This is a genomic window from Thalassotalea sp. 1_MG-2023 (genome assembly GCF_030546745.1).
In the GTDB taxonomy this organism is placed as follows: domain Bacteria; phylum Pseudomonadota; class Gammaproteobacteria; order Enterobacterales; family Alteromonadaceae; genus Thalassotalea_C.
Window position 1 is genome coordinate 16,375 of record NZ_JAUOPD010000030.1, and the last position, 22,389, is coordinate 38,763.

Annotated in this window: 24 protein-coding genes; 20 read left to right on the plus strand and 4 right to left on the minus strand. The window is 37.3% G+C overall.

Features of this window, described 5'->3' with window-relative positions:
- The first annotated feature begins 16 nt into the window (after positions 1 to 16).
- Both Q4489_RS16285 and Q4489_RS16290 read left to right on the plus strand, forming a co-directional pair.
- On the plus strand, positions 17 to 658 hold the full coding sequence (locus tag Q4489_RS16285; protein WP_303482407.1) for a DsbA family oxidoreductase: 642 nt from the start codon (positions 17 to 19) through the stop codon (positions 656 to 658).
- Positions 659 to 872: 214 nt separating this feature from the next.
- Positions 873 to 1,076, plus strand: a complete 204-nt coding sequence (locus Q4489_RS16290) for a hypothetical protein (RefSeq protein WP_303482409.1) — start codon at positions 873 to 875, stop codon at positions 1,074 to 1,076.
- Positions 1,077 to 1,158: 82 nt separating this feature from the next.
- Here the strand turns inward: Q4489_RS16290 and Q4489_RS16295 are convergent, their stop codons facing one another.
- From Q4489_RS16295 to Q4489_RS16305, 3 genes are read right to left on the minus strand one after another with little or no spacing between them, the layout of a single operon-like run.
- Positions 1,159 to 1,830, minus strand: a complete 672-nt coding sequence (locus Q4489_RS16295; protein WP_303482411.1) for a TVP38/TMEM64 family protein — start codon at positions 1,828 to 1,830, stop codon at positions 1,159 to 1,161.
- A 10-nt stretch (positions 1,831 to 1,840) separates the two neighbouring features.
- A complete protein-coding gene (locus Q4489_RS16300) occupies positions 1,841 to 2,275 on the minus strand; it encodes a DUF2141 domain-containing protein (protein ID WP_303482414.1) in 435 nt (144 codons plus the stop codon).
- A 9-nt stretch (positions 2,276 to 2,284) separates the two neighbouring features.
- Positions 2,285 to 3,016 (minus strand): SDR family oxidoreductase, encoded by a 732-nt coding sequence (locus Q4489_RS16305; protein WP_303482417.1) that lies wholly within the window; start codon positions 3,014 to 3,016, stop codon positions 2,285 to 2,287.
- A 77-nt stretch (positions 3,017 to 3,093) separates the two neighbouring features.
- Here Q4489_RS16305 and Q4489_RS16310 point away from each other — a divergent pair, with 77 nt between their 5' ends.
- The 5 genes from Q4489_RS16310 to Q4489_RS16330 are packed head-to-tail and all read left to right on the plus strand — an operon-like array spanning position 3,094 to position 5,622.
- Positions 3,094 to 3,627: a Crp/Fnr family transcriptional regulator gene (locus Q4489_RS16310; RefSeq protein WP_303482420.1), complete on the plus strand. Its 534-nt coding sequence runs from the start codon at positions 3,094 to 3,096 to the stop codon at positions 3,625 to 3,627.
- Positions 3,628 to 3,646: 19 nt separating this feature from the next.
- A complete protein-coding gene (locus Q4489_RS16315) occupies positions 3,647 to 4,069 on the plus strand; it encodes a hypothetical protein (protein ID WP_303482423.1) in 423 nt (140 codons plus the stop codon).
- 2 nt (positions 4,070 to 4,071) lie between these two features.
- Positions 4,072 to 4,704, plus strand: a complete 633-nt coding sequence (locus Q4489_RS16320; RefSeq protein WP_303482426.1) for a DUF6058 family natural product biosynthesis protein — start codon at positions 4,072 to 4,074, stop codon at positions 4,702 to 4,704.
- Positions 4,705 to 4,724: 20 nt separating this feature from the next.
- Complete coding sequence (locus Q4489_RS16325) at positions 4,725 to 5,150, plus strand: GNAT family N-acetyltransferase (RefSeq protein ID WP_303482429.1); 426 nt, start codon at positions 4,725 to 4,727, stop codon at positions 5,148 to 5,150.
- A 52-nt stretch (positions 5,151 to 5,202) separates the two neighbouring features.
- Positions 5,203 to 5,622, plus strand: coding sequence for a hypothetical protein (locus Q4489_RS16330; protein ID WP_303482431.1), 420 nt, complete (start codon positions 5,203 to 5,205; stop codon positions 5,620 to 5,622).
- A 68-nt stretch (positions 5,623 to 5,690) separates the two neighbouring features.
- Here the strand turns inward: Q4489_RS16330 and ald are convergent, their stop codons facing one another.
- Positions 5,691 to 6,809 carry an alanine dehydrogenase gene (gene ald / locus Q4489_RS16335; protein ID WP_074498977.1) on the minus strand — a complete coding sequence of 373 codons (1,119 nt, stop codon included), beginning with the start codon at positions 6,807 to 6,809 and terminating at the stop codon, positions 5,691 to 5,693.
- 136 nt (positions 6,810 to 6,945) lie between these two features.
- On the opposite strand from ald, the gene lrp reads away from it, so the two are divergent.
- From lrp to Q4489_RS16400, 13 genes are all read left to right on the plus strand, one after another.
- Positions 6,946 to 7,425, plus strand: a complete 480-nt coding sequence (lrp, locus tag Q4489_RS16340) for a leucine-responsive transcriptional regulator Lrp (protein WP_074498976.1) — start codon at positions 6,946 to 6,948, stop codon at positions 7,423 to 7,425.
- Positions 7,426 to 7,497: 72 nt separating this feature from the next.
- Complete coding sequence (locus Q4489_RS16345) at positions 7,498 to 9,996, plus strand: DNA translocase FtsK (protein ID WP_303482434.1); 2,499 nt, start codon at positions 7,498 to 7,500, stop codon at positions 9,994 to 9,996.
- Positions 9,997 to 10,000: 4 nt separating this feature from the next.
- Positions 10,001 to 10,669, plus strand: a complete 669-nt coding sequence (lolA, locus tag Q4489_RS16350) for an outer membrane lipoprotein chaperone LolA (RefSeq protein WP_303482436.1) — start codon at positions 10,001 to 10,003, stop codon at positions 10,667 to 10,669.
- The gene (locus tag Q4489_RS16355; RefSeq protein ID WP_303482440.1) at positions 10,656 to 12,011 is read left to right on the plus strand and encodes a replication-associated recombination protein A; all 1,356 of its coding nucleotides are present in this window, start codon (positions 10,656 to 10,658) and stop codon (positions 12,009 to 12,011) included. Before lolA ends, Q4489_RS16355 begins: the two co-directional genes overlap by 14 nt.
- Entirely contained in the window at positions 11,995 to 12,396 is a 402-nt protein-coding gene (gene crcB, locus Q4489_RS16360) for a fluoride efflux transporter CrcB (RefSeq protein ID WP_139302610.1), read from the plus strand. Before Q4489_RS16355 ends, crcB begins: the two co-directional genes overlap by 17 nt.
- Before the next feature lie 20 nt (positions 12,397 to 12,416).
- Positions 12,417 to 13,697 carry a serine--tRNA ligase gene (gene serS, locus Q4489_RS16365; RefSeq protein WP_303482446.1) on the plus strand — a complete coding sequence of 427 codons (1,281 nt, stop codon included), beginning with the start codon at positions 12,417 to 12,419 and terminating at the stop codon, positions 13,695 to 13,697.
- Between the two features lie 136 nt (positions 13,698 to 13,833).
- Positions 13,834 to 14,313, plus strand: a complete 480-nt coding sequence (locus tag Q4489_RS16370) for a TlpA disulfide reductase family protein (RefSeq protein WP_303482449.1) — start codon at positions 13,834 to 13,836, stop codon at positions 14,311 to 14,313.
- A 68-nt stretch (positions 14,314 to 14,381) separates the two neighbouring features.
- A complete protein-coding gene (locus Q4489_RS16375) occupies positions 14,382 to 15,509 on the plus strand; it encodes a M14-type cytosolic carboxypeptidase (protein ID WP_303482452.1) in 1,128 nt (375 codons plus the stop codon).
- A gap of 40 nt (positions 15,510 to 15,549) precedes the next feature.
- Positions 15,550 to 17,028 carry a sodium:alanine symporter family protein gene (locus Q4489_RS16380; protein WP_303482455.1) on the plus strand — a complete coding sequence of 493 codons (1,479 nt, stop codon included), beginning with the start codon at positions 15,550 to 15,552 and terminating at the stop codon, positions 17,026 to 17,028.
- 369 nt (positions 17,029 to 17,397) lie between these two features.
- Positions 17,398 to 17,727, plus strand: a complete 330-nt coding sequence (locus Q4489_RS16385; protein WP_303482458.1) for a zinc ribbon domain-containing protein — start codon at positions 17,398 to 17,400, stop codon at positions 17,725 to 17,727.
- 2 nt (positions 17,728 to 17,729) lie between these two features.
- The gene (locus Q4489_RS16390) at positions 17,730 to 18,041 is read left to right on the plus strand and encodes a YeaC family protein (RefSeq protein ID WP_303482461.1); all 312 of its coding nucleotides are present in this window, start codon (positions 17,730 to 17,732) and stop codon (positions 18,039 to 18,041) included.
- Positions 18,038 to 20,839 carry a DUF349 domain-containing protein gene (locus tag Q4489_RS16395; protein ID WP_303482464.1) on the plus strand — a complete coding sequence of 934 codons (2,802 nt, stop codon included), beginning with the start codon at positions 18,038 to 18,040 and terminating at the stop codon, positions 20,837 to 20,839. The genes Q4489_RS16390 and Q4489_RS16395 overlap by 4 nt, the downstream gene beginning before the upstream one ends.
- A 339-nt stretch (positions 20,840 to 21,178) precedes the next feature.
- A complete protein-coding gene (locus Q4489_RS16400) occupies positions 21,179 to 22,258 on the plus strand; it encodes an ABC transporter substrate-binding protein (protein WP_303482467.1) in 1,080 nt (359 codons plus the stop codon).
- Positions 22,259 to 22,389: the final 131 nt, after the last annotated feature.

A 22,389-nucleotide genomic window follows, 5' to 3' on the forward strand; every position in this document is an offset into this window, starting at 1 on the left:
AGCCCAAAGGACTTTTATGACCGAAAAAATTAACATCGACATCATTTCAGACGTAGTTTGTCCTTGGTGTATCGTTGGTTACAAGCATTTAGAAGCTGCAATTATCGAGTTAAATCTACAAGATAATGTAGAGCTACAGTGGCAACCGTTTGAACTTAACCCAGATATGCCGCTTGAAGGTGAAGAATTAAGTGCGCATATGGCAAGAAAATACGGTTCATCAAAGGCAGAAAGTGAGCAAGCCAGAAATAATATCACTAAAGCGGCGGCTGACTATGGATTTCATTTTAACTATGTTGAAGGTATGAAAATTGTCAATACTTTTGATGTTCATATACTGCTTGATTATGCTCATTCACTTGGTTTACAAACAGCACTAAAAATGCGTTTGTTCAGCGCTTATTTTAGCGAAAATAAAGATATATCGAATAAAGCTGTGCTGATTAAGGAGGCTGAAGAAGTCGGTATTACCTCTGAACAATCAATAACAGCTTTTGAGAATAATGAAATTAAGCAGCGTGTTAAAGCACTTGAATCACAATGGCAATCAATGGGTGTATCTGGAGTGCCAACCGTTATTTTCAATCGAACAACGGCTTTAACAGGGGCGCAGCCTCAAGAGACCTACAAACAAGCATTGTTATCACTTATGAAATAATAATTAGTTATGAAGATAATCCTGATAGAAAGGCTTCTAAATAAAGTGATGAACGTTTTATGTGAATTTTCTTACATTTTTCTACTATTTTTTATGTAAATAAGGGTTTATCTTTGATTAGGGTCTGTTGAACTTTCGCGTTTGGTACGAACAAAATTTAATCTCGAACGTTCAACAGCCTCTACTTATTTTGTAAAAAATTCAAAGGTGTTTTATGAAACTCATATGGATCTTTATATTAATATGTTCCGCTGGTTGTAGCCAGAAACAGCTTTACCAAGTAGGGCAGGAGCATCAAAAAAACGACTGTATAAAACGCGCTATGACCGAATCTGAGTACCGCGAATGCTTACGTGCTGAGCAATTAAGCCATAAAGAATACAAACAAATAAGAAAACAAGTGATTGAAGATAAATAGCCGACGTGTCACCTGTTTTCTCCTTTCTAACTTATAGAAATTTGTTTTGATCCCCGATCACCAATTTACCAAAGCTTGTTATTTATAAGTGTTGCTTAGGCCATTGTTGTTTGCTGATATACCGATGGTAAAAAAACCAACTACACCATAACACACCAGAAATTCCAAGGGCGGCAATAATAGCGGGTTTAGGGTTTGATATCGAACTGACAGAACCAGCATACGACGCAATTGCAACATAGGGAGCCATACTTAGTACCCAAGCGAGGAAGAACCGATGAAAGTGCATTTGTGTAATTCCGGCTAAACAAGCTGACACTTCCGGTAATATTGGCATGGCCCGAGAGAGTAAAATAAAGACAAACCCATGTTGTTTAAAGGTTGAACTTGCTTTATCACGCTCTGCCTTGTCTTTTATTATTGTTTTTAGCACGAATTCACCGTAGCGTGAACTTAACCAATAGCCAACAACTCCAGCTAAAGTCATACCCATTAAACTAGCGATTAGGGCAACGTGGAAGCCAAGAAAATAGCCAGCTAATAAAATAATGGTTAGTGTAGGAACGGCGATAAACAAATCAGCGAATAATAGCGCTACAACGATACTAAACACGTACCCTTGATGACTACTTTTAGCAATGATTAACCAGTGTTTAATTTGTTCAACAGATAATATTCCCGTTGTTTTTATGACTAAAAACGTGAATGCGAAACACGTTGCAATAATCAGCATCACTTTTAATAAGGCGAGCATACTTAGCCTCCTATGGGTAAATTATTGCAATTGAAATGTTGCTTGATGCTTGATGTAGGCTCAACTTGGACTTCTTATATACAGGTGGTCCTGTAAACCCTATTTTTTGATTGTTTGAAAATCCTAAACCTTCTTTAGGGTAAACACCTGTCCAATTCTTAGATACTTTTCCATCTTGATTTTCATCATGTAATACTTTGATAGCAAAATCTTTTTCTGTGATATTAAAGGTGAAGGTGTGTACGTTATCGGTGACCAATGTCGTTTGACTCGCCAATGCTTGATCATGTTTCTTTGGAAAGCCATTCTCATTGAAGATCATCACAATTAGGTTTCCACGTCGTGAAACATCTATATTGCTAACGTTAATGGCTATATCTTTGGCATTAATTTTCATTGGCGCTACCGTTAATAATGTTGTGTAGAGTATTGGTTTAATATTCATTAATATTCCTTAATATTTTTTCATTATGTTTTTAGCAATAGAGGGAGTGAAACGAAGTAAAAGTTTGAGTAACTTTACTTTACCGAGCGCGTGCTCAAGAACTTCATTTTCTAATCCGGTGAGTATCTGATATGCAGCTTGTTCAACTGACAGTTTTTTAACGCCTCTTCCTGTTGTCATGGGAGTATCGACTAACGGTAGAAAAACTTGTTGTACTTGTATGTTAGTTTTTGCTAATTGATAGCGTAAAGATTGTGAAAAATTGTTTAATGCTGCTTTTGTAGCACAGTAGACCGCAGAGCTAGTTTTCGGTGCTAAGGCAAGTCCTGAATTTACATTTAATATGATAGCTTTTTCTTGGTGTAGTAGGGTGGGTAATAATTGATGGGTTAGCATACAAACACTGGTTAAATTAACATTAACTTCATCAATGATTTGCTGAGTTAGAAAAGTATCATCAATGAAATGTTGGCAATACTGTACAGCTGCGTTGTTAATAAGTAAGTCTATATATTGGTATTCATTTACAATTTTTTCAGCAACAGCCTTGGTTTCAGTTGGTCTAGCTAAATCGGCTTTTAGTGTAGTAATACCTGAAAACTTTTCTCGCAAGGCATTAAGTTTATATTGATCCCTTGCTATAACAATTAATTCATTAGCGGAAAAAAGTTGTTTAACGAGCTGATAACCAATACCTGAAGTTCCACCTGTTATCACAATGCGCCTATTTTTAAGTTTCATCCTTTGATCTCAATATATGTTAATCTGTAGTAAATTTTATCGTGGTCATATTCACAACACATTAACCGAGGTTAACAGTGGCAACATTTTTTCAATATGTGCAAACGGAAGGAGAAAGGGTTAGTAAAGAAAAGGGACAATATGTTTTTAATCAGGGAGATCAAGAAGATGCAATATATTTTGTACACTCAGGCTTATTAAAAGCATTTTATACCTCTGAACAAGGCAAAGAGTCTATTAAATCATTCTTAACGGCTAATGATGTTATTGGTAGTTTAACGGCACTTTATTTAGGTAAATCAACTTCTTTTAGCTTAGTTAGTTTAGCACCCACGACTTTGATTAAACTTTCTTTTAAAGCCATTTTAGTGCAGGCAAATCAGGACATTGTTTTTGCTAATGAATTAAATGACTTGTTACTTACACTTGCCTTAAAAAAAGAAACGCGAGAATATGAATTGTTATGCTTAACAGCAGAACAACGCTATGCAAAGCTTATTGAATCGACCCCCACATTATTACAAAACGTAACTCAAAGCGATTTGGCAAGTTATTTAGGCGTGACCCCTGTAGGCTTAAGTCGAATAAAAAAACGTTTATTTACGCGTTAACCTAATAAGGAAAATAGCGATGAAACTACAAAAAGCAATTACGTCGGTGATATTTGTTGTGTTGTTATCACTTATAGGTCATAGCCAAGCGGCGCAACAAATCTCAACAATCGACTTTATTAAAATTAATCAACCTTATAACAAAGAAGCGCTTTATTTTTATGAAAATAACTGGCAAGTGCTGCGTGAACAAGCAGTAAAAAAAGGGTATATAGATTCCTTTATGTTAATTGAGGTGCCAGCAACATCTAAAGCAGCTTTTCACCTGATGTTAATGACTACTTATCGGAATAAAGAACAATTTGAATTACGAGAAAAAAATTTTAGTCAGTTAATGTCGGGCTCTACAGGCCCTAAGTTGTTAAACAATGTGCTTCCTGAACAGTTTAGAACCATGATGTTTAATAAAACAAGTTCTACTGTTGTCAGTTCTGAGAGATAAACATGCAATTAATAGATTATTTAAATGAATGCTTTTATACAAAACACACTTTATTACAGTTAAGCTATATTTCTGCTAAAAAATTAACTTATCTGCAACAGCAAAAGGTGATGCCAGCGGCATCCTATCGTTTAACCATTCAAGCTAATTGCCAATCATTTTTAGCTGAACATTCTGAACAAAGCTATCAAGAGTATTATGCGAAAGGTTATGTTAAGTGGTTGGGTGTTGTTGAAGCGTTGATTGAACCCGCAGATATTTATCAATATTTTAACAAAAATTACCGGCTGACCATTCAACAGTTAAAGCAACAAGGCTTTGTATGTCATGACGAAAAACTACACTCCAAAATAGATGAACATATTGCCCAAGAATGGCAACATTTTTTAGCTGGAACATATGGACTTTGTACAGCGTCTGGATTAGTAGAAGATATTGCACGAAAAGAATTTGCTATAACGTCGATTAATGAGTTAATTGCTGAAAATGAACAAAAGCCAGATTTAACCCGTTTAACAAATGCCGTTAATTTATTAGACAGTGCCAGCAGCTTATTTGCCCCGCACGAGCGAGTTAACAGTTCACGCCACCGATTGGTGGACCAAGTACGAAAAAAATATCGATTAACTTATTAAGAATAACTAGGGTGATAACCATGGACATTACGCTTTTGGCGAATAATGAAGATTATGAACACGTACTTGAAGTCATGTTACAACTGCGGCCGCAATACAATAAAAAATCTTTGGCTGAACAAATTAAAAAGCAACAACAAACTGGTTACAACATTGTGTATGTTAAAGATAACGGAAAAGTACTTGCCGTTGCTGGTTTTGTTATTGGTGAAAAACTAGCTTGGGGTAAATACTTATACGTTGATGATTTAGTAACAAATGAAGCTTTCCGTTCAGCGGGAGTTGGCCACAATATATTGGCTTGGCTTGAGGACTTTGCTAAAGAGCAGGGCTGTACTCAGTTACATTTAGATTCTGGGGTTCAACGTTATTCTGCACACAAATTTTATTTACGAGAAGGTTTTGTGATCGCAAGCCATCATTTTTCTAAAACAGAGTTACTTTAAACTTTACTGAGTTATTTTAGCGACTATTCATTATTTAGGATAAGGGAAGTTCATGGCAGAGAATAAGAGTGCAATGCACACTGAATGGCAGTTATTGCAAAATCAATGTGATAGTTATGAAAAACATGCATTGCTTATTAAGCTTGTGTGTATATTCATGCTGTTTATTGCATTTGTTTTTAATGAAATATCAATGTATTTAGTATTGTTTATTTTATTAATGTGGGGACAAGAATCAATTTGGAAAACTTATCAATCACGGATTGAACAACGCATTATTACTCTTGAACAAGCGATAGTAGATCCAACATCTTCGACTCAAGCGTATCAATATCAGCGTGAATTTTTAGCCAATCGACCAAGCCAATTAACACTGATAAAAACCTACCTACAACAGTCTATAAGGCCTACTGTAGCGTATACTTATCTTGGTTTGCTATTGATAGTTTTTATCCGTTGTTACTTGTGGTAATGGTAACCATCAGAAATGATTAAACATAAAAAAGCCGGAAAACCGGCTTTTTTTGAATTAATGATTCATTAGCTGTTTAAGGCTGTTACTGGCTCAACAAATTCAAAACCTAAGTTTTCAGCAACTTCTTTTACGGTAACTTTGCCATCAATAACATTTAATCCGTTCAATAAGTGCTTGTCATCATTTAACGCTTGCTTATAGCCTTTATTGGCTAGTTGAATGATATAAGGCAATGTTGCATTATTTAATGCAAAGGTTGACGTTCTTGGTACCGCACCTGGCATATTAGCAACACAATAATGCACTACATCATCAACAATAAATGTTGGATCAGCATGAGTTGTAGGTTTTGAAGTTTCAATACAACCGCCTTGATCAATAGCAACATCAACAATGGCAGAACCAGGTTTCATGTTTTTTATGTGTTCTTTGGTCACAAGCTTAGGTGCAGCTGCACCTGGAATTAACACACCACCTATGACTAAGTCAGCTTCAAGCACATGCTTTTCTAAGGCATCAGCCGTAGAATAAATAGCTTTGATACGGTTGCCGAATTGATCATCAAGTTTACGTAAAACATTAACGTTACGATCCAACACAACAACATCAGCGCCCATGCCCACAGCCATTTTCGCTGCATTAGCACCAACCATACCGCCGCCAATGATAGCAACTTTAGCTGGCTCAACACCCGGTACGCCACCTAATAGCATGCCTTGGCCTGCGTTTGATTTTTCAAGAGCTTGTGCGCCAGCTTGAATTGACATACGACCAGCAACTTCTGACATAGGTGCTAATAACGGTAAACCACCTTGATTATCGGTTACTGTTTCATAAGCAATACAGATTGCTTTACTTTTTACTAAGTCTTGAGTTTGAGGTAAGTCAGGTGCTAGGTGAAGGTAAGTAAATAGAATTTGACCTTCGCGTAACATTGCACGCTCAATTGCTTGTGGTTCTTTAACTTTTACAATCATCTCAGCTTGTGCAAATACATCACTAGCAGTAGGTAAGATAGTTGCGCCAATGTCTGTGTAATCTTGATCAGTAAACCCTATGCCACTACCAGCTTGAGTTTCTACCACGACTTGATGCCCATGAGCGATAAGCTCTCTTGCGCTAGCCGGAACCATACCAACACGATACTCATGGTTTTTTATTTCTTTTGGTACACCAATAATCATATTTATTTGCTCTTAGTTTGCTCTGTTGAAATATGGTGCTAGTATAGTTGCGAATCTTTAGAATAACCTGTCGTTATTTGAGTATTTTAAGAATTTATCACTATATAAATAGAATTTAATAGAGAAATATAAAGAAATGGCTGACAATGAGAAAAAACTTGATCGTATCGACAAAAACATTCTATCTGAATTACAGAGAGATGGTCGACTTTCTAATGTAGAACTGTCTAAAAGGGTTGGGCTTAGTCCTACACCATGTTTGGAAAGGGTTAAACGATTAGAGTCTGACAATTATATTATCGGTTACCAAGCAACACTTAACCCACAAAAGTTAGAAGCAGCCCTATTAGTATTTGTTGAAATTACCCTGACACGAACCAGCCCTGATGTATTTGATGACTTCTCTAAGGCAGTGCAAGAAATTGATGTGATCCAAGAATGTCATTTAGTCTCAGGCGATTTTGATTTTCTATTAAAAACTCGTGTGTCTGATATGGCTGCCTATCGAGAGCTCCTTGGCGATACGCTGTTAAAGCTACCATTTGTCAGCGAAAGTAGAACTTATGTTGTCATGGAAGAAGTAAAATTGACGAATATCCTACCAATTAAGCGATAAAGCATTTATCTAGCTCGTTTAGTTTGGTATTTTAGCGGTTATAAAAAGAAGTTTTGTAAAAAGGAAAGTAGATTGTCAGATCAAGTAGCGCCAAACAGTAAACTAAATGGTATTCAACGGCTATTAGAAGCAGGGTTGTTGGTGTCGTGTGTTTTTGCCATGTTTATGATGATCGCGTTATATAGTTTTGACCCAGCAGATCCAGGTTGGTCGCAAACAGGGTATCAGAATGATATACGTAACTTAGGCGGTGCAGTAGGGGCTTTTCTTTCTGATTTGTTTTTAAATTTATTTGGCGCAGTTGCCTATATTTTGCCTTTTGTCATTGCGTTAACGGGATGGTTAACGTTTCAAAAGTATTATAAATTGATGCAGATTGACTATCTTACTTTAGGGCTGAAATTTATTGGCTTTATTATGTTTTTCATTGGTATAACAGCCATTGCAAGCATGAACTTTGATGATGTATTCTACTTTTCTGCAGGTGGCATCATTGGTGATGTAATAAGCCAAGGTGTTTTACCTTATTTATCTTTTGTTGGCAGTACATTACTGTTTTTGATGTGTTTAGCCACAGGTTTTGTGCTATTAACCGGTTTATCTCTGATACGTTTAATCGATTTGCTAGGCGAGCACACCATTAATGGGGTCATTGCGTTAGCCGATTTACCCGCTTGGATAAAAGATAAGTTCAGCGCTTCTATGCAAGAAACTCCGACTTCTGGCGTAAGTTATTCAGATAATAATTCTGTTGTATTAACCACAGACCAGCCTCTTGAAGAATACGACAACGAGCCAGAAGAAGAGCCTCAATCTTTTGCTAATCTAGACAGCATAACAGCAAGTCGAACAGAGCCGCCTTTTGCTGAAAGTAAAGATGATATCCCGTTTCGTGATAATGAACCTTATGTGTCAATTGACGACTTAATGGGTGAACCACTCGCAATTAATGTACAAGAGCACGTCAGTGCAGAAGAAATAACCGCAGCTTTAGAACCTGTTGATCAAATACATGTGGAAGAACCTAGCAGCTCTAACGATCAAGTAGACGAACACGCTAATAAAATAAAAGATGTCGGTTTACCACCTTTATCGTTGTTAGATAAACCTAATAAGAAGCAACATCCAATATCGCAAGATGAACTTGATCAGGTAAGTCGTTTGGTAGAAGAAAAGCTTTTAGAATTTGGCGTTAAAGCTGATGTAGTTGATGTATTACCAGGTCCTGTGATCACCCGTTTTGAATTAGATTTAGCCCCCGGAGTGAAAGTAAGTAAAATAACGAACCTATCCAAAGATATTGCTCGTTCATTATCCGCTAAGTCAGTTCGAGTAGTTGAAGTGATAGAAGGTAAATCAGTTATTGGTATTGAATTACCTAATAAGTATCGAGAAACGGTATTTTTTGCAGATGTATTACATTGCGATGCGTTCAAAAAATCTAAATCTAACCTAGCGATGGGCATCGGAAGCGATATATCAGGAAATCCAGTCGTAGCAGATCTCGCTAAAATGCCACATTTATTAGTTGCTGGTACAACGGGTTCAGGTAAGTCAGTTGCCGTTAATACAATGATTGTTAGTATCTTGTATAAGTCACCACCACAAGATGTACGTATGATCATGATTGACCCAAAACAAGTAGAATTGTCAGTGTATGACGGAATTCCTCATTTACTCTCTGAAGTGGTAACTGACATGAAAGAAGCGGCTAACGCCTTGCGTTGGTGCGTTGGTGAAATGGAGCGTCGTTATCAATTAATGTCTAAGTTAGGTGTTAGAAACCTTAAAGGCTTTAATGATAAAGTGAGTAAAGCCATAGAAGCTGGCGAGCCTATAATTGATCCACTATGGCAGCCGACCGATGCTTTTACACAAACACCGCCGACATTAGAGAAACTGCCTTCTATTGTGATCATCGTTGATGAATTTGCTGACATGATGATGATTGTTGGTAAAAAGGTAGAAGAGTTAATTGCTCGTATTGCACAAAAAGCGCGAGCTGCTGGTATACATTTAATTTTAGCAACACAGCGTCCATCAGCAGATGTCATTACCGGTTTAATTAAAGCAAATATACCTACGCGTATGGCGTTAAGGGTTCAGTCAAGAATTGAATCACGTATAATTTTAGATCAACAGGGCGCTGAACAATTACTTGGCATGGGGGATATGTTTTATTTACCTCCTGGTGAAGCAATTCCAATGCGTGTTCATGGTGCGTTTGTTGATGATCATGAAGTACACGCTGTAGTATCAGACTGGAAATCACGCGCAGAGCCAGACTACATAGAAGATATTCTATCAGGTCAAGGTGAGCAAGATGTGTTATTACCGAGTGAGCAAGCGGAAGCGAGTGAAGATGCAGAACTTGATGCATTATACGATGAAGCATTAGCGTTTGTTACAGAAACCCGACGCGTGTCAATTTCTAGTATTCAACGTAAATTTAGAATTGGTTATAACCGAGCGGCTCGCATTGTTGAAGATATGGAAGCACAAGGCGTAGTTAGTATGCCAGGCCAAAACGGTGCGCGTGAAGTATTAGCACCACCTCCAATTAAGGATTAATTTTATGAAGTATCAATCATTAATCAACCTAGTGCTTGCCGGTAGCTTATTCTCTATAGGCAGTACCTATGTTGTGGCAGAACAATCTGTTGCCATTAAAAAGATCAATAGTGAAGCATCAGATAAACAATTACTAAAATCACGCTTAGCGAAGCTAGAGCATTTTTCAGCGGCGTTTGCTCAACAAGTCACAGATGGTTCAGGTACAGCATTGCAACGTACCACGGGAAAACTTGCCGTTCAAAAACCTAATTTAGTGTATTGGCATACACAACAACCAGAAGAGTCGCTAATTGTTTCTGACGGTCAGTCGTTGTGGTTATATGATCCATTCATAGAACAAGCCACCGCTTATAGTTTGAAAGATTCTATTGCCAATACGCCAATTATGTTACTTACAAGTGATGATGACCAACTCTGGGCTCAATATAAAGTAATTAAGCAGTCTGAGATACATTTTACGCTATCGTCTATTGACGATAATGCCCAAGTACAATCTCTTTCAATAATGTTTGAGCCAACATCCGTAAATATTAAACAATTCACGATTACTGACGCAACGGGGCAAGTCAGTGATATTGTCCTGTCAAAGGTGGATAGCAAAAGTAAAATCAACACAGAACTCTTTCAATTTAAAGTGCCTGAAGGTGTGTATTTAGATGACCAACGCTAATGGCGAGTTAGCACTCGGTTTTGATGATAAAACACATGAATTTCAGCCGCTTGCTGCACAATTACGCCCTAGTTCTCTTGATGAATATGTCGGCCAACAACATATTCTTGCTCCTGGAATGCCTCTACACCAAGCGATTGGACAAGGTAAATGTCATTCTTTAATTTTTTGGGGCCCGCCAGGAACAGGTAAAACGACTTTAGCAGAAATCATTGCAACTCATGCAAATGCAGATATCGCTAGAGTTTCTGCAGTCACGAGTGGAATAAAAGAAATTAGACAAGCGATTGATGATGCAAAAGCAAGAGCAATTCATCAGCACAAACGAACGATTTTATTTGTTGATGAAGTTCATCGGTTTAATAAAAGCCAACAAGATGCCTTTTTACCTTTCATTGAAGATGGCACCATTATCTTTATCGGCGCTACAACAGAAAATCCAGCCTTTGAACTCAACAAAGCGATTTTATCGCGAGCCCGCGTATACAACTTAAAAAAACTGGCAGAAGAAGAGCTGTCATTAGTGTTATCAAGGGCGTTAGCACATATTTTACAAACAAAAGCATTGTCAGTTTCATTACCAGAAAAATCAGCAAAACAACTGGTATTATTAGCAGATGGTGATGCGCGAAGGTTATTGAACTTGCTTGAAAACTGTATTGACTTAGCTGAGCCAAATAAAAATACTATTGAGATCACCCTTGCCACCATAAAACAAGTTGCTGGTAATAAAATTGCGTTATATGACAAAGGTGGTGATGCCTTTTATGATTTGATCAGTGCATTTCATAAATCAGTACGAGGATCAGACCCTGATGCAGCCTTGTATTGGTATGCTCGTATTCTAACTGGTGGTGGTGATGCGTTATATGTGGCGAGAAGGCTATTAGCGATCGCCAGCGAAGATATCGGCAACGCCGATCCAAGAGCAATGCAGTTAGCGATTAATGCCTGGGATACCTTTCAGCGAGTGGGTCCTGCTGAAGGTGAACGTGCAATAGCTCAAGCTGCGGTTTACATGGCTTTAGCCCCAAAAAGCAATGCAGTTTATTCGGCGTTTAAACAAGCGTTATCATTAGCTAAAGACACCAGCTCATTAGATGTACCTTTACATTTAAAAAATTCCACAAGCAGTATTACTAAAGAGCTTGGTCATGGGCAAGAATATCGCTACGCCCATAATGAGCCAAACGCCTTTGCTGCAGGTGAAAACTACTTTCCCGCTGAAATTAGCCAAACAAGCTTTTATCAACCGACTGATCGCGGTTTAGAAAAGCAATTAAAAGATAAGTTAGCATTTTTACAACAATTAAACGGGCAGTCAGATGACCAGCGCTATTAATCAAGTAACCTTATATGCATTAGTCGCATTAGGAGGCGCTGCAGGAGCAAGTTTTCGTTTTTTCTTATCGCAATTAATTTTTAATTGGTTAGGAAAGGGATTCCCTTTTGCTACGTTGGCGGTTAATATTTCTGGTTCGTTGATCATGGGCACTTTATACGGTTTAATAGAACAAGGTGTCATCGAAGTGAGCGTTTATCGCACACTTATCGGAATTGGCTTTTTAGGAGCCTTCACAACATTTTCAACATTTTCGCTCGATACCTTGCTCTTGATGCAACAAGGCGAAATAATGAAAGCCATAATCAATGTACTACTTAATGTCAGCTTATGTATATTAGCAGCTGGTTTAGGTATGTATTTAGTTACTCTTTTACACAAATAAACTTTAGACGTGAATGAACAATGCTTGATGCAAAATATTTAAGAACAGACGTAGCGGCAACAGCGGCTATATTAGCAAAACGTGGTTTTACTTTAGATACCGCTTTATTAACTCAGTTAGAAGAGCAACGAAAAGCTATCCAAGTAAAAACGCAAGAATTACAAAGTCAACGCAATACCCGTTCTAAGTCCATTGGACAAGCAAAAGCACGTGGCGAAGACATACAGCCTTTATTAGCAGAGGTTGGTAAACTTGGCGATGAACTAGAAACAGCGAAACAAGAACAAGAGAAAGTATTAGCACAAATTAATGATATAGCTTCTGCGATCCCTAATTTAACTGATGAATCAGTACCTATGGGTGAAAGTGAGGACGACAACATTGAGGTTCGCAAATGGGGAACGCCAAAAACGTTCGAATTTGATGTTAAAGATCATGTTGATTTAGCGACAGCGCTTGATAAAGGTCTAGATTTTGAAAGTGGTGCAAAACTTGCCGGTACACGTTTCGCAGTTATGCGTGGCGGTATTGCAAAACTACACCGTGCATTAGCACAGTTTATGTTAGATGTTCATACCGAAGAACATGGTTACGAGGAAATGTACGTTCCATATTTGGTTAATCACGACTCATTATATGGAACAGGGCAGTTACCTAAGTTTGGTGAAGACTTATTTCATACTGATTTAGCATCAAGACAGTTTTCTTTGATCCCTACAGCAGAAGTACCGCTGACCAATTTGGTTCGTGATGAAATAGTTGATGAAGATACCTTGCCGATAAAAATGTGTGCTCATACACCATGCTTTCGAAGCGAAGCTGGCTCATCAGGTCGTGACATTCGTGGTTTGATCCGCCAACATCAATTCGATAAAGTGGAAATGGTTCAACTTGTAAAGCCTTCTGAGTCTATGAAAGCGTTAGATGAATTAACCAGTCATGCTGAAAAGATACTAGAAAAACTAGGCTTACCATTTCGCACCGTAGTTTTATGTACAGGTGATATCGGTTTTAGTGCGACGAAAACCTTTGACATTGAAGTGTGGTTACCGGCGCAAAACACGTATCGTGAAATTTCTTCGTGTTCAAATATGGGAGATTTCCAAGCACGTAGAATGCAAGCACGTTTTCGAAATAGTGAAACTAACAAACCTGAGTTATTACATTCATTAAATGGCTCTGGATTAGCGGTTGGTCGTACATTGGTAGCGGTACTTGAAAACTATCAACAAGCAGACGGCAGCATTGAAATACCAGAAGTATTACGCCCGTATATGAAAGGCGCAACCAAAATAGGCTAAGAGATACTTTATAAAAGGGGTCAGGTACAGTTTAAATTTATTAAATGTACCTGACCCCTTTTTTCATTTAAAAGAAATTTAGTTACAGCAATCAAGGTCTATTTATGCCTATTACATACTTAGTTGGAGTTGTTTTTTGAAAAGTGTAGCTATACAAATTATTGTATTTTTTCTTATTTTTCAGTTTTTATCGTTTATCAAGCAAGTTGATATGCTTTCTACTGATACCTCAATGGCATCAGAGCAATTTATTCTTGAAACAACGATGGGGAAAACGGTTTCATTATCTCCAACGAAAAAAACCGTACTTTATTTTTTTGCGCCTTGGTGTAGTGTTTGCCACGCCAGCATAGGAAACCTTCAAGCCGTATATGAAAAAAATCCACATATTGATGTTATAGCGATAGGGTTGGACTTTATTGAAAAAGACGAAATTGATCGTTTTGTTAGCCGTCATCAATTAACGTTTCCAGTTGCATACGGTAACGAATCTATTAAAAAAGCATACAAAGTGCTCGGATATCCAAGTTATTACATTTTAGATGAACAAAATACTGTTATTTCTAAATCAATGGGATATTCAACGGAAATAGGTCTTTATATTAGATCACTTTAGTTCTTCTGATCTTACGCTTGATTGTGTACACTTAGGGTTTCATAAAATCAACAAAGCTAGATCGAACAATGCACATTTCCTCACATTTCGATAGCGGAAACATTGACGTTATTGATGCCACCAATATTAAAGATATAAAGTTGGCAATAAAAAAAGATAATAATTCTGAGTTTTATCAATGGTTTCATTTCAACGTTCATAATAACGAACATACCGAACATGTTTTTCATATAACTAATGCAGGCCAAGCGGCTTATGTTGAAGGTTGGCAAGATTACCAAGCCGTAGCTTCTTATGACCGTGAACATTGGTTTCGTGTACCCACTAATTTTGATGGTCAAAATTTAACCATTACTTTTACTCCAGAGTTTGATAGCACATATTTTGCTTATTTTGCTCCTTATAGTTATGACCGTCACCAGTCGTTAATTCATAACGCACAGTTAAGCGACGCCTGTCAGTTACAACTACTTGGTCACACGTTAGATGGCCGAGATATTAGTGTTTTAAAAGTCGGGCAAGAAGCCGAAGGGAAGCCAGTTATTTGGTTAACCGCTCGCCAACATCCTGGCGAAACCATGGCTGAATGGTTCATGGAAGGCTTTATTGAACGACTACTCGATATCGATGATGGTGTTGCTGTTAGCCTATTAAATACGGCTGTTTTTTATCTTGTTCCAAATATGAATCCAGATGGTTCAGTAAGAGGGCATTTAAGAACGAACGCTGCTGGGGTCAATTTAAATCGTGAATGGGACAATCCAACGATGGAAAATAGCCCTGAAGTATACCTAGTACGTGAAAAAATGCTGGCTACTGGCGTTGATATGCATTTAGATATACATGGTGACGAAGCCTTACCTTATAACTTCGTTGCAGGTGGTGAAGGTATCCCGTCATACGATGAGCGATTGGCAAAACTAGAAAACGCCTTTAAAGATATCTTGCTTGCTATCACACCTGAGTTTCAGGATGATAAAGGCTACGAGAAAGATGAACCTGGAAAAGCAAACTTAAGCTTAGGATCTAACTGGGTGGGTGAGCAATTCAACTGTTTAGCATACACATTAGAAATGCCTTTTAAAGATAATATATTGCTACCAGATACAGAAATGGGCTGGTCAGATAACCGTAGTAGAATACTGGGTAAAGATGTATTAACGGCTATCTATCATCTTGTTGATGATTTAAGATAATAAAAAAATTTAATAATTATAATAATTTCAGGAGTTTGCAGTGGAAGAGTTTGTTAATACGCTTAACAGTTACATTTGGAGTTCTTACCTTATCTATTTATGTTTAGGTGCCGGTATTTTCTTTTCAGTGTTAACACGTTTTGCACAGATACGCCATTTTAGAGAAATGTGGCGCTTATTAATGTCAGGGAAAAGTTCAGAAAAAGGGATCTCATCTTTCCAAGCGTTGGCAGTGTCCTTATCAGGTCGCGTAGGCACTGGTAATATTGCCGGTGTTGCAGCTGCTATTGGTTTTGGCGGTCCAGGTGCGGTTTTTTGGATGTGGGTTGTTGCTTTCTTAGGTGCTGCAACAGCATATGTTGAGTCAACCAGTGCGCAAATTTTCAAAGAAGAAGAAAACGGCGTTTATCGTGGTGGTCCGGCCTATTACTTTGAAAAAGCAATGGGACAAAAATGGTACGCTTGGGTCTTTGCTTTAGCGACAATTGTTGCATGTGGCTTATTGCTACCAGTAGTACAATCAAATGGCATCGGTGACTCGCTTGTTAATGTCTTTGGCGAAGGCGGAACCGTTAATTCATTCATGGGTGAATTACCATTAACGAAAGTTTATGCCGCGGTATTTATTGTGTTAATGCTCGGGTTCATTATTTTTGGTGGTGTAAAACGTATTGCAAGTTTCACACAAGTGGTTGTGCCATTTATGGCATTAGCTTACATATTAATTGCGTGTTCAATCATTGCATTAAACATTGATATGTTACCAGGCATTTTTATGAGTATTATTTCTGATGCTTTTACACCAATGGCCGGCTTTGGGGCTGCAATTGGTTGGGGGGTTAAACGTGGAGTTTACTCTAATGAAGCAGGTCAAGGCACAGGTCCTCATGCAGCTGCCGCAGCCGAGGTTGATCACCCAGCACAGCAAGGCTTAGTGCAAGCATTTTCAGTTTATATTGATACATTGTTTGTTTGTTCTGCAACAGCATTTATGATCTTAATAACTCAACAGTACAATGTTATGCCGGAAGGTAGCAGTGTATTTATCGTACAAAATGTTTCAGCAGATGTTGTGATTAATGGCCCAGGCTTTACTCAGTTAGCAGTTGATAGCGTGCTTCAAGGAATTGGTAAACCGTTCATTGCTTTAGCATTGTTTTTCTTCGCTTTTACTACTGTGTTAGCTTATTACTTTATTGCCGAGAACAACGTTTCATATATCAATCGAACCGTTAAAATGCCTGCACTTCGTTTTCTATTAAAAGTCGTCATTATGTGTGCTGTATTTTATGGTACAGTCGCAGAGCCTAACGCTGCTTGGGGCATGGGCGATATTGGTGTTGGCTTAATGGCATGGCTTAATATTGTTGGTATAATCATTATTTTCTTTATGTCAAAACCTGCCATTAAGGCGTTAAGAGATTACGAAAGACAACAAAAAGAAGGTGTAGATAAATATAGCTTTGACCCGAAAGCGTTAGATATTAAAAATGCTGATTTTTGGGAAAATAAAAAATAATTGTTTATTAGGGTCTGTTAATTTTTCAGTTTATAGCTCTGTTGCTTTTGATAAAGTTGGCAGTCGAGGCACTTAATGTAATGTTTAGTTGTTCCAAATGCACATTAAGTAACAAAGAGTGGCACTTTTTCAAGGCAACCCAAAGGGCTATGACTATTTTTCAACCTATAACATCGTTAAAAGTGGTTAAAGTAGAATAGCTACTTAGCACAACTTTCACCTTGTTATCTTAAAAAATAATCTATAGCAGAGGCTAAAATGAAAGATCAACAGACCCTAGTCTAAAATTAGTAAGAAAATTTAAAATAAAAAACGCCTTTCGGGGCGTTTTTTTGTAGAATAACGTAGATTAAATAAAGGGAGCGGAAAATGGCTGTAATCAACTGCCCACAGTGTAATAAAAAAATTTCTGATAAGGCTAAAGTGTGTCCTCATTGTGAACTCACTTTTGAAGACTTTGATCAAGAAAAATTTTCAAGTATGAAAAAGATTAATTTTATTAAAAAATCTCAACGCATAATGACATACTCGTTCATTGCAATGTTATTATTTTGTGGTGGTTTTTTATATTATTACTCGCAAAATGTTCAACTGGGTACTACTGAGTTTTACCTCTCTGTTGGTGCTGTTGTTATCGGTTTTTTTATGTACATTGCAACGCGTATACAACTAATTTTATTAAAAAGAAGAAGAAAATAACCATGGATATTTTGACGGCTGTTGAAAGCATGCCTCTTGAAATGTACGAACGTCTCAGATACGCCGCAGAAACGGGAAAGTGGCCTGAAGGTAACCTTGTAGACGATGCTCAACGAGAATCGGCATTACAACTTTCAATGGCATATCAAGCAAAACATCTTAATTCTGATGAAATGTTATCTGTTGGCGCCGATGGCCAAATTGTCAATAAAACAAAGCGCCAACTAAAAGAAGCGTTTACTGGTCAATCACCACAAGAAATTAAATCTTGTGATAAAGGCGAATTAGAAATTGCTAGGTTTAAAGCACAATGATATTTGATCGGTTTTTCAAAGCTAATTGGCAACATAAAAATGCTAATGTTCGTATTCAAGCAATAGAAAATGAATTAAGTGTTGATAATGACACTGAGAATGGCATCTTAAAGACACTTATTGAACGAGATCCAAGTGATCTAGTAAGACGAAGCGCGTTACTTAAATTTGATAATATATTTATTTATCTTAGCGCTTCTCATGATAATGATATGGCCTCAATACGTAAGTTTTCTCAAGCACAACTTGAGAAACAATTGATGGGCACGTCTTCAAGCGCGTTATCTATCGAACGTAAACATCAACTTATTAATGATGTTCGTATTAATAAAAGCATATTGGAGCATTGGTTAAAAACAGAATCTGAACCTGAGATTATTAATGCACTTTTTAAGCGTATTGATAAGCCACAATTACTTATTTCTGTGTTTAAATATCATCAACAACCTGAAATACAACAAGCGTTACTTGCTGATGAATTAACTATCGAACAACTAGAAAAACTGGTTAAATACTCTTGTAACGATGATATTGAGCAACAAATTGCTTCACGTATAACAATACTAAAAGCTCAGCAAGAACTCCCCAATAAACTTGAAAAGTCTTGTCAGTTGTTATTATCAAAATATTTAGCCCTTAAAGACGAAAAAGAATATCAACAGCTTCTTGATAAGCAACATGACTACGATGGTCAGTGGTTAACTTTAAGAGCACAGTTTGATTGCTTACCTTCAGCTAAACAAGAAGTATTAGTTGCTAAATATCAAGAAATTAGCCAACAAGTGGTACATGCGCAACGTGCGAATGCAGAAGCATTTGAACAGCAGAAAATAATCAAGCAACAAGAGTTACAACGCATTACACAGCAAAAAGCGTTTTCTCAAGCGATTCAAACACTAAAAGGTCAACTTCACGATGTCATTTTAAATGAGAACACCGAGCAAGTTGAAGAAATTACACAGCAAACAGCGCAATTAATTACTGAGCTAAAAAGCAGTCAACTCTCTAATGAACAACAAAAAACCTTACAACAAGATTTACAGTTGATCAGCCAAAGGTTGGAAAGAATTTCAGACATTATTGAAGCCAATGCACAAGCAACACAGTTAATCGCATCATTCTCACAAAAAGCAGTACCTGAATCTATTATGCAATACGATGCGCTTGTGCCTCAGTATTATGATTGGTTAGCTAACTGGAAAAAATGTTATCAACAGGCATCAGATTATTTACCTGATTATGTTACAGAAGCCTATCAAGAAATTAATACTAAATGGCAACAAGCAATTGCGCCTTTTAAAAAACAGCGGGAGTCTGACTTTCGACACACACAACGAAAGTTAAATGATACAAAGCACTTGATCCACACGGGTAAATACAATGCAGCTTTTGGCGTTTTTAAAGGCGCTAAAACGATGTTTGAAAAATTGCAGGATAATCAAAAAGCACGTTTATCAAAATTATACCTAGCTGTAGAAGAACAATTAGCCGAACTAAATGATTGGGAACATTACGTTTCAACCCCAAAAAAGCAAGCGCTATTATTAGAGGTTGAACAACTGGCAAAACAACCTTTAGATAACCCCAAAGCACAAGCTGATAAAGTAAAAATGTTTCGTCAACAATGGAATAGTTTAGGGCATGCGGAAGACACGTTAGAGCAAGCATTAAATACTGAATTTAATGAATATTGTGAGCTTGCATTCGCGCCGTGTCGTGCATATTTTGCAGAGCAAGAAGCGATACGAGAAAGAAACTACGCTGCGCGACTAAACCTAATAGAACAAGCCAAGCAATTAGTAAATGCAACAGATTTAACCGCTGAAATTGATAAAACCGTTGCGAACTCATTACGCACGTTAATGCAAAAATGGCGTCAAGCTGGAGAAATTGAACGAGCCAAATATAAGCAATTAAATGGCGAATTTAACCGCATAATTTCGCCATTAAATAAAGCACTAAATACCCAATATCAGAACAATGAACATACCAAGCTAGCATTGATTGCTAAAGCCAAAGAGTTGCAAAACTTAACGGATATAAATCAAGCTGCCAATGAAGCAAAGTCATTACAGAGTTCATGGAAAAAAATAGGCTTTAGTGGTCACGATGCTGAAAATAAATTATGGCAACAGTTTAGACAAGTGAACGATGAGATATTTTCACGAAAATCTGCCGACAATGCCCAAGCAGAAGAACAAGCTAAACAACAAGTTGATCAGATTAAAGCGCAAGTTGCGGGTATCGTTCAAAGCAGTAACCACGATATAGCATCGATTACCGACAGCATACAGCAACTTTCATTGTTGGCTGAAGAATCAACGCAACAAAATATCGCTAAAAAAGTAAGTAGCTCAATTGAAAGGGCTATTGATAATTTAACGCAACAACTTGAAAAATTTAAAGAACATCAGCAACAAGAACAATGGCAAGTAATTTTCGATTTACTGACCGCTATTGCAAAAGATGAAGAAACTTCTAACGATACTTTAGATACACTAACAAATAGTTGGAAAAAGAAAATAGCAACTTGTGTTACAGCAACTGAGCGTAACAATGATCAACGTTTAGAAAAAACGTTTGCCATTGAAGTGCTTGCTGATCTCGATTCAGCAAAAGCTGATGCTAGTCAAAGATTACAAACACAAGTCGCGCTTATGCAAAGTCAAATGACATTAAAGAATAAAGCAGACATTGAGTTGTTATTTAGCCAATGGTTGTCACTTGGAAAACTAACAGCAGAAGATGTTCCATTGTTAACTCGTATTAAGCCAGCTTTTCTTAATAGCGGGACATGATGCACTGATTAGGGAAGGTGAATTTTGCTGTTCACTTTCAGCATCTTATTTGGTATTTGTACAAAGCTTAACTTATTTAGGGGTTGTTTCCCTTATAAAAGTGAAAACGCTGTATAAATACCAAATAGCCGTTTTTCTTCGGATACGGTTAAATGTGATTGATTTATTGTTCTAGCTCTTTTATCCAGAGACACTGAACATCAATCGCTTTAACTCAATTAAATTACCTTTTATTCGTACAAAATTCCTACCCGAAAGTTCCTCACACTAGATAGTATGCATTCCCATTGAATTCTTTTTTTCCTGCTATAGTTAAAAAGAGTGTAAAGGGGAGACAGCATGAAATTGTTTTTACTTTTTTTCATCGGGCTGATTCATTTTAATTGTATTGCTATCAATGTTACTTTCGTAAACCCTTCAGTGCCTGGCACACCATTTTGGGATAGGGTTACGGCAGTAGCAAAAGCTGCCGCTGAAGACCTGTCTATCAACCTAACCATTGTTTACGGTAAAGATAACCGTATCTATAACTTTAAAGCAATCGAACAAGTGATAGCGGCAGATAACAAGCCCGATTATCTCATTTTTATGCCTTATGATGGCAATGCTGTTAATACGTTTGAACGCCTCGAGCAGGCTAAAATTCCATTTGTCACCATCGAACGAACGTTAAAAAAATATGAACAAACAATGATCGGCTTTCCTCAAGAAAAGTTTACATATTGGCTTGGAGAAGTCTTTCATGACAATGTTTTTGCAGGCAAGTTACTCGCTACTGAACTGATAAAACAAGCAAAAAAACAGCAGTCAAACAAAAATATTGTGGCGATAGGTTTAGCAGGAAGTTTCAGTGGAGAGTCAAATGAACGCACACAAGGGTTAGAATTAGCAGTTGAAGAAACTAACGGAGTTTCTTTAGTGCAAGTTGTACCTGCAATTTGGAGTAGGGAACGAAGTAGAAATATTATCTTTCAACTCAACGCTAGGTTTGGTCATATAGATATCGCATGGGCTGCTTCTGATGGTATGGCATTAGGCATTTTAGATTCAATTGATAGTGGTTATAAGGGGTTAAACGCTAACATGATTATTGGTGGGGTTGACTGGACAGAAGAAGGCTTGAAAGAAATTGAAAATGGACGTATCGCGGCGAGTGTTGGAGGTCATTTCATGCAAACAGCCTGGGCGCTTATAAAGCTTTATGATCACCACCATGGTAAATCTTTTTTTAAACCAGGCGATCTCGGCAAAACCTACGATCTTGAAGCCATAACGCGTGATAATATTGAACAATACAAAGTATTAACTCAAAAGGTAGATTGGCAGCAGATAGACTTTTCCACCTTTTCGTTAATAAATAATGAAAAAACAAGTTATGACTTTTCTTTTCACCAAATTTTGTCTTCATTGCACCGTTAATTTTATCTATTAAGTTAGTTAAAATTTCATTTAACTAGAGCGTGTTGATCTTTTAAGTTTGTTTTTGCAGCAATTTGTTTGGTATTTATACAAGGCAGAGCTTGTGCCGTGTAGTTATTCTACTCAAATCA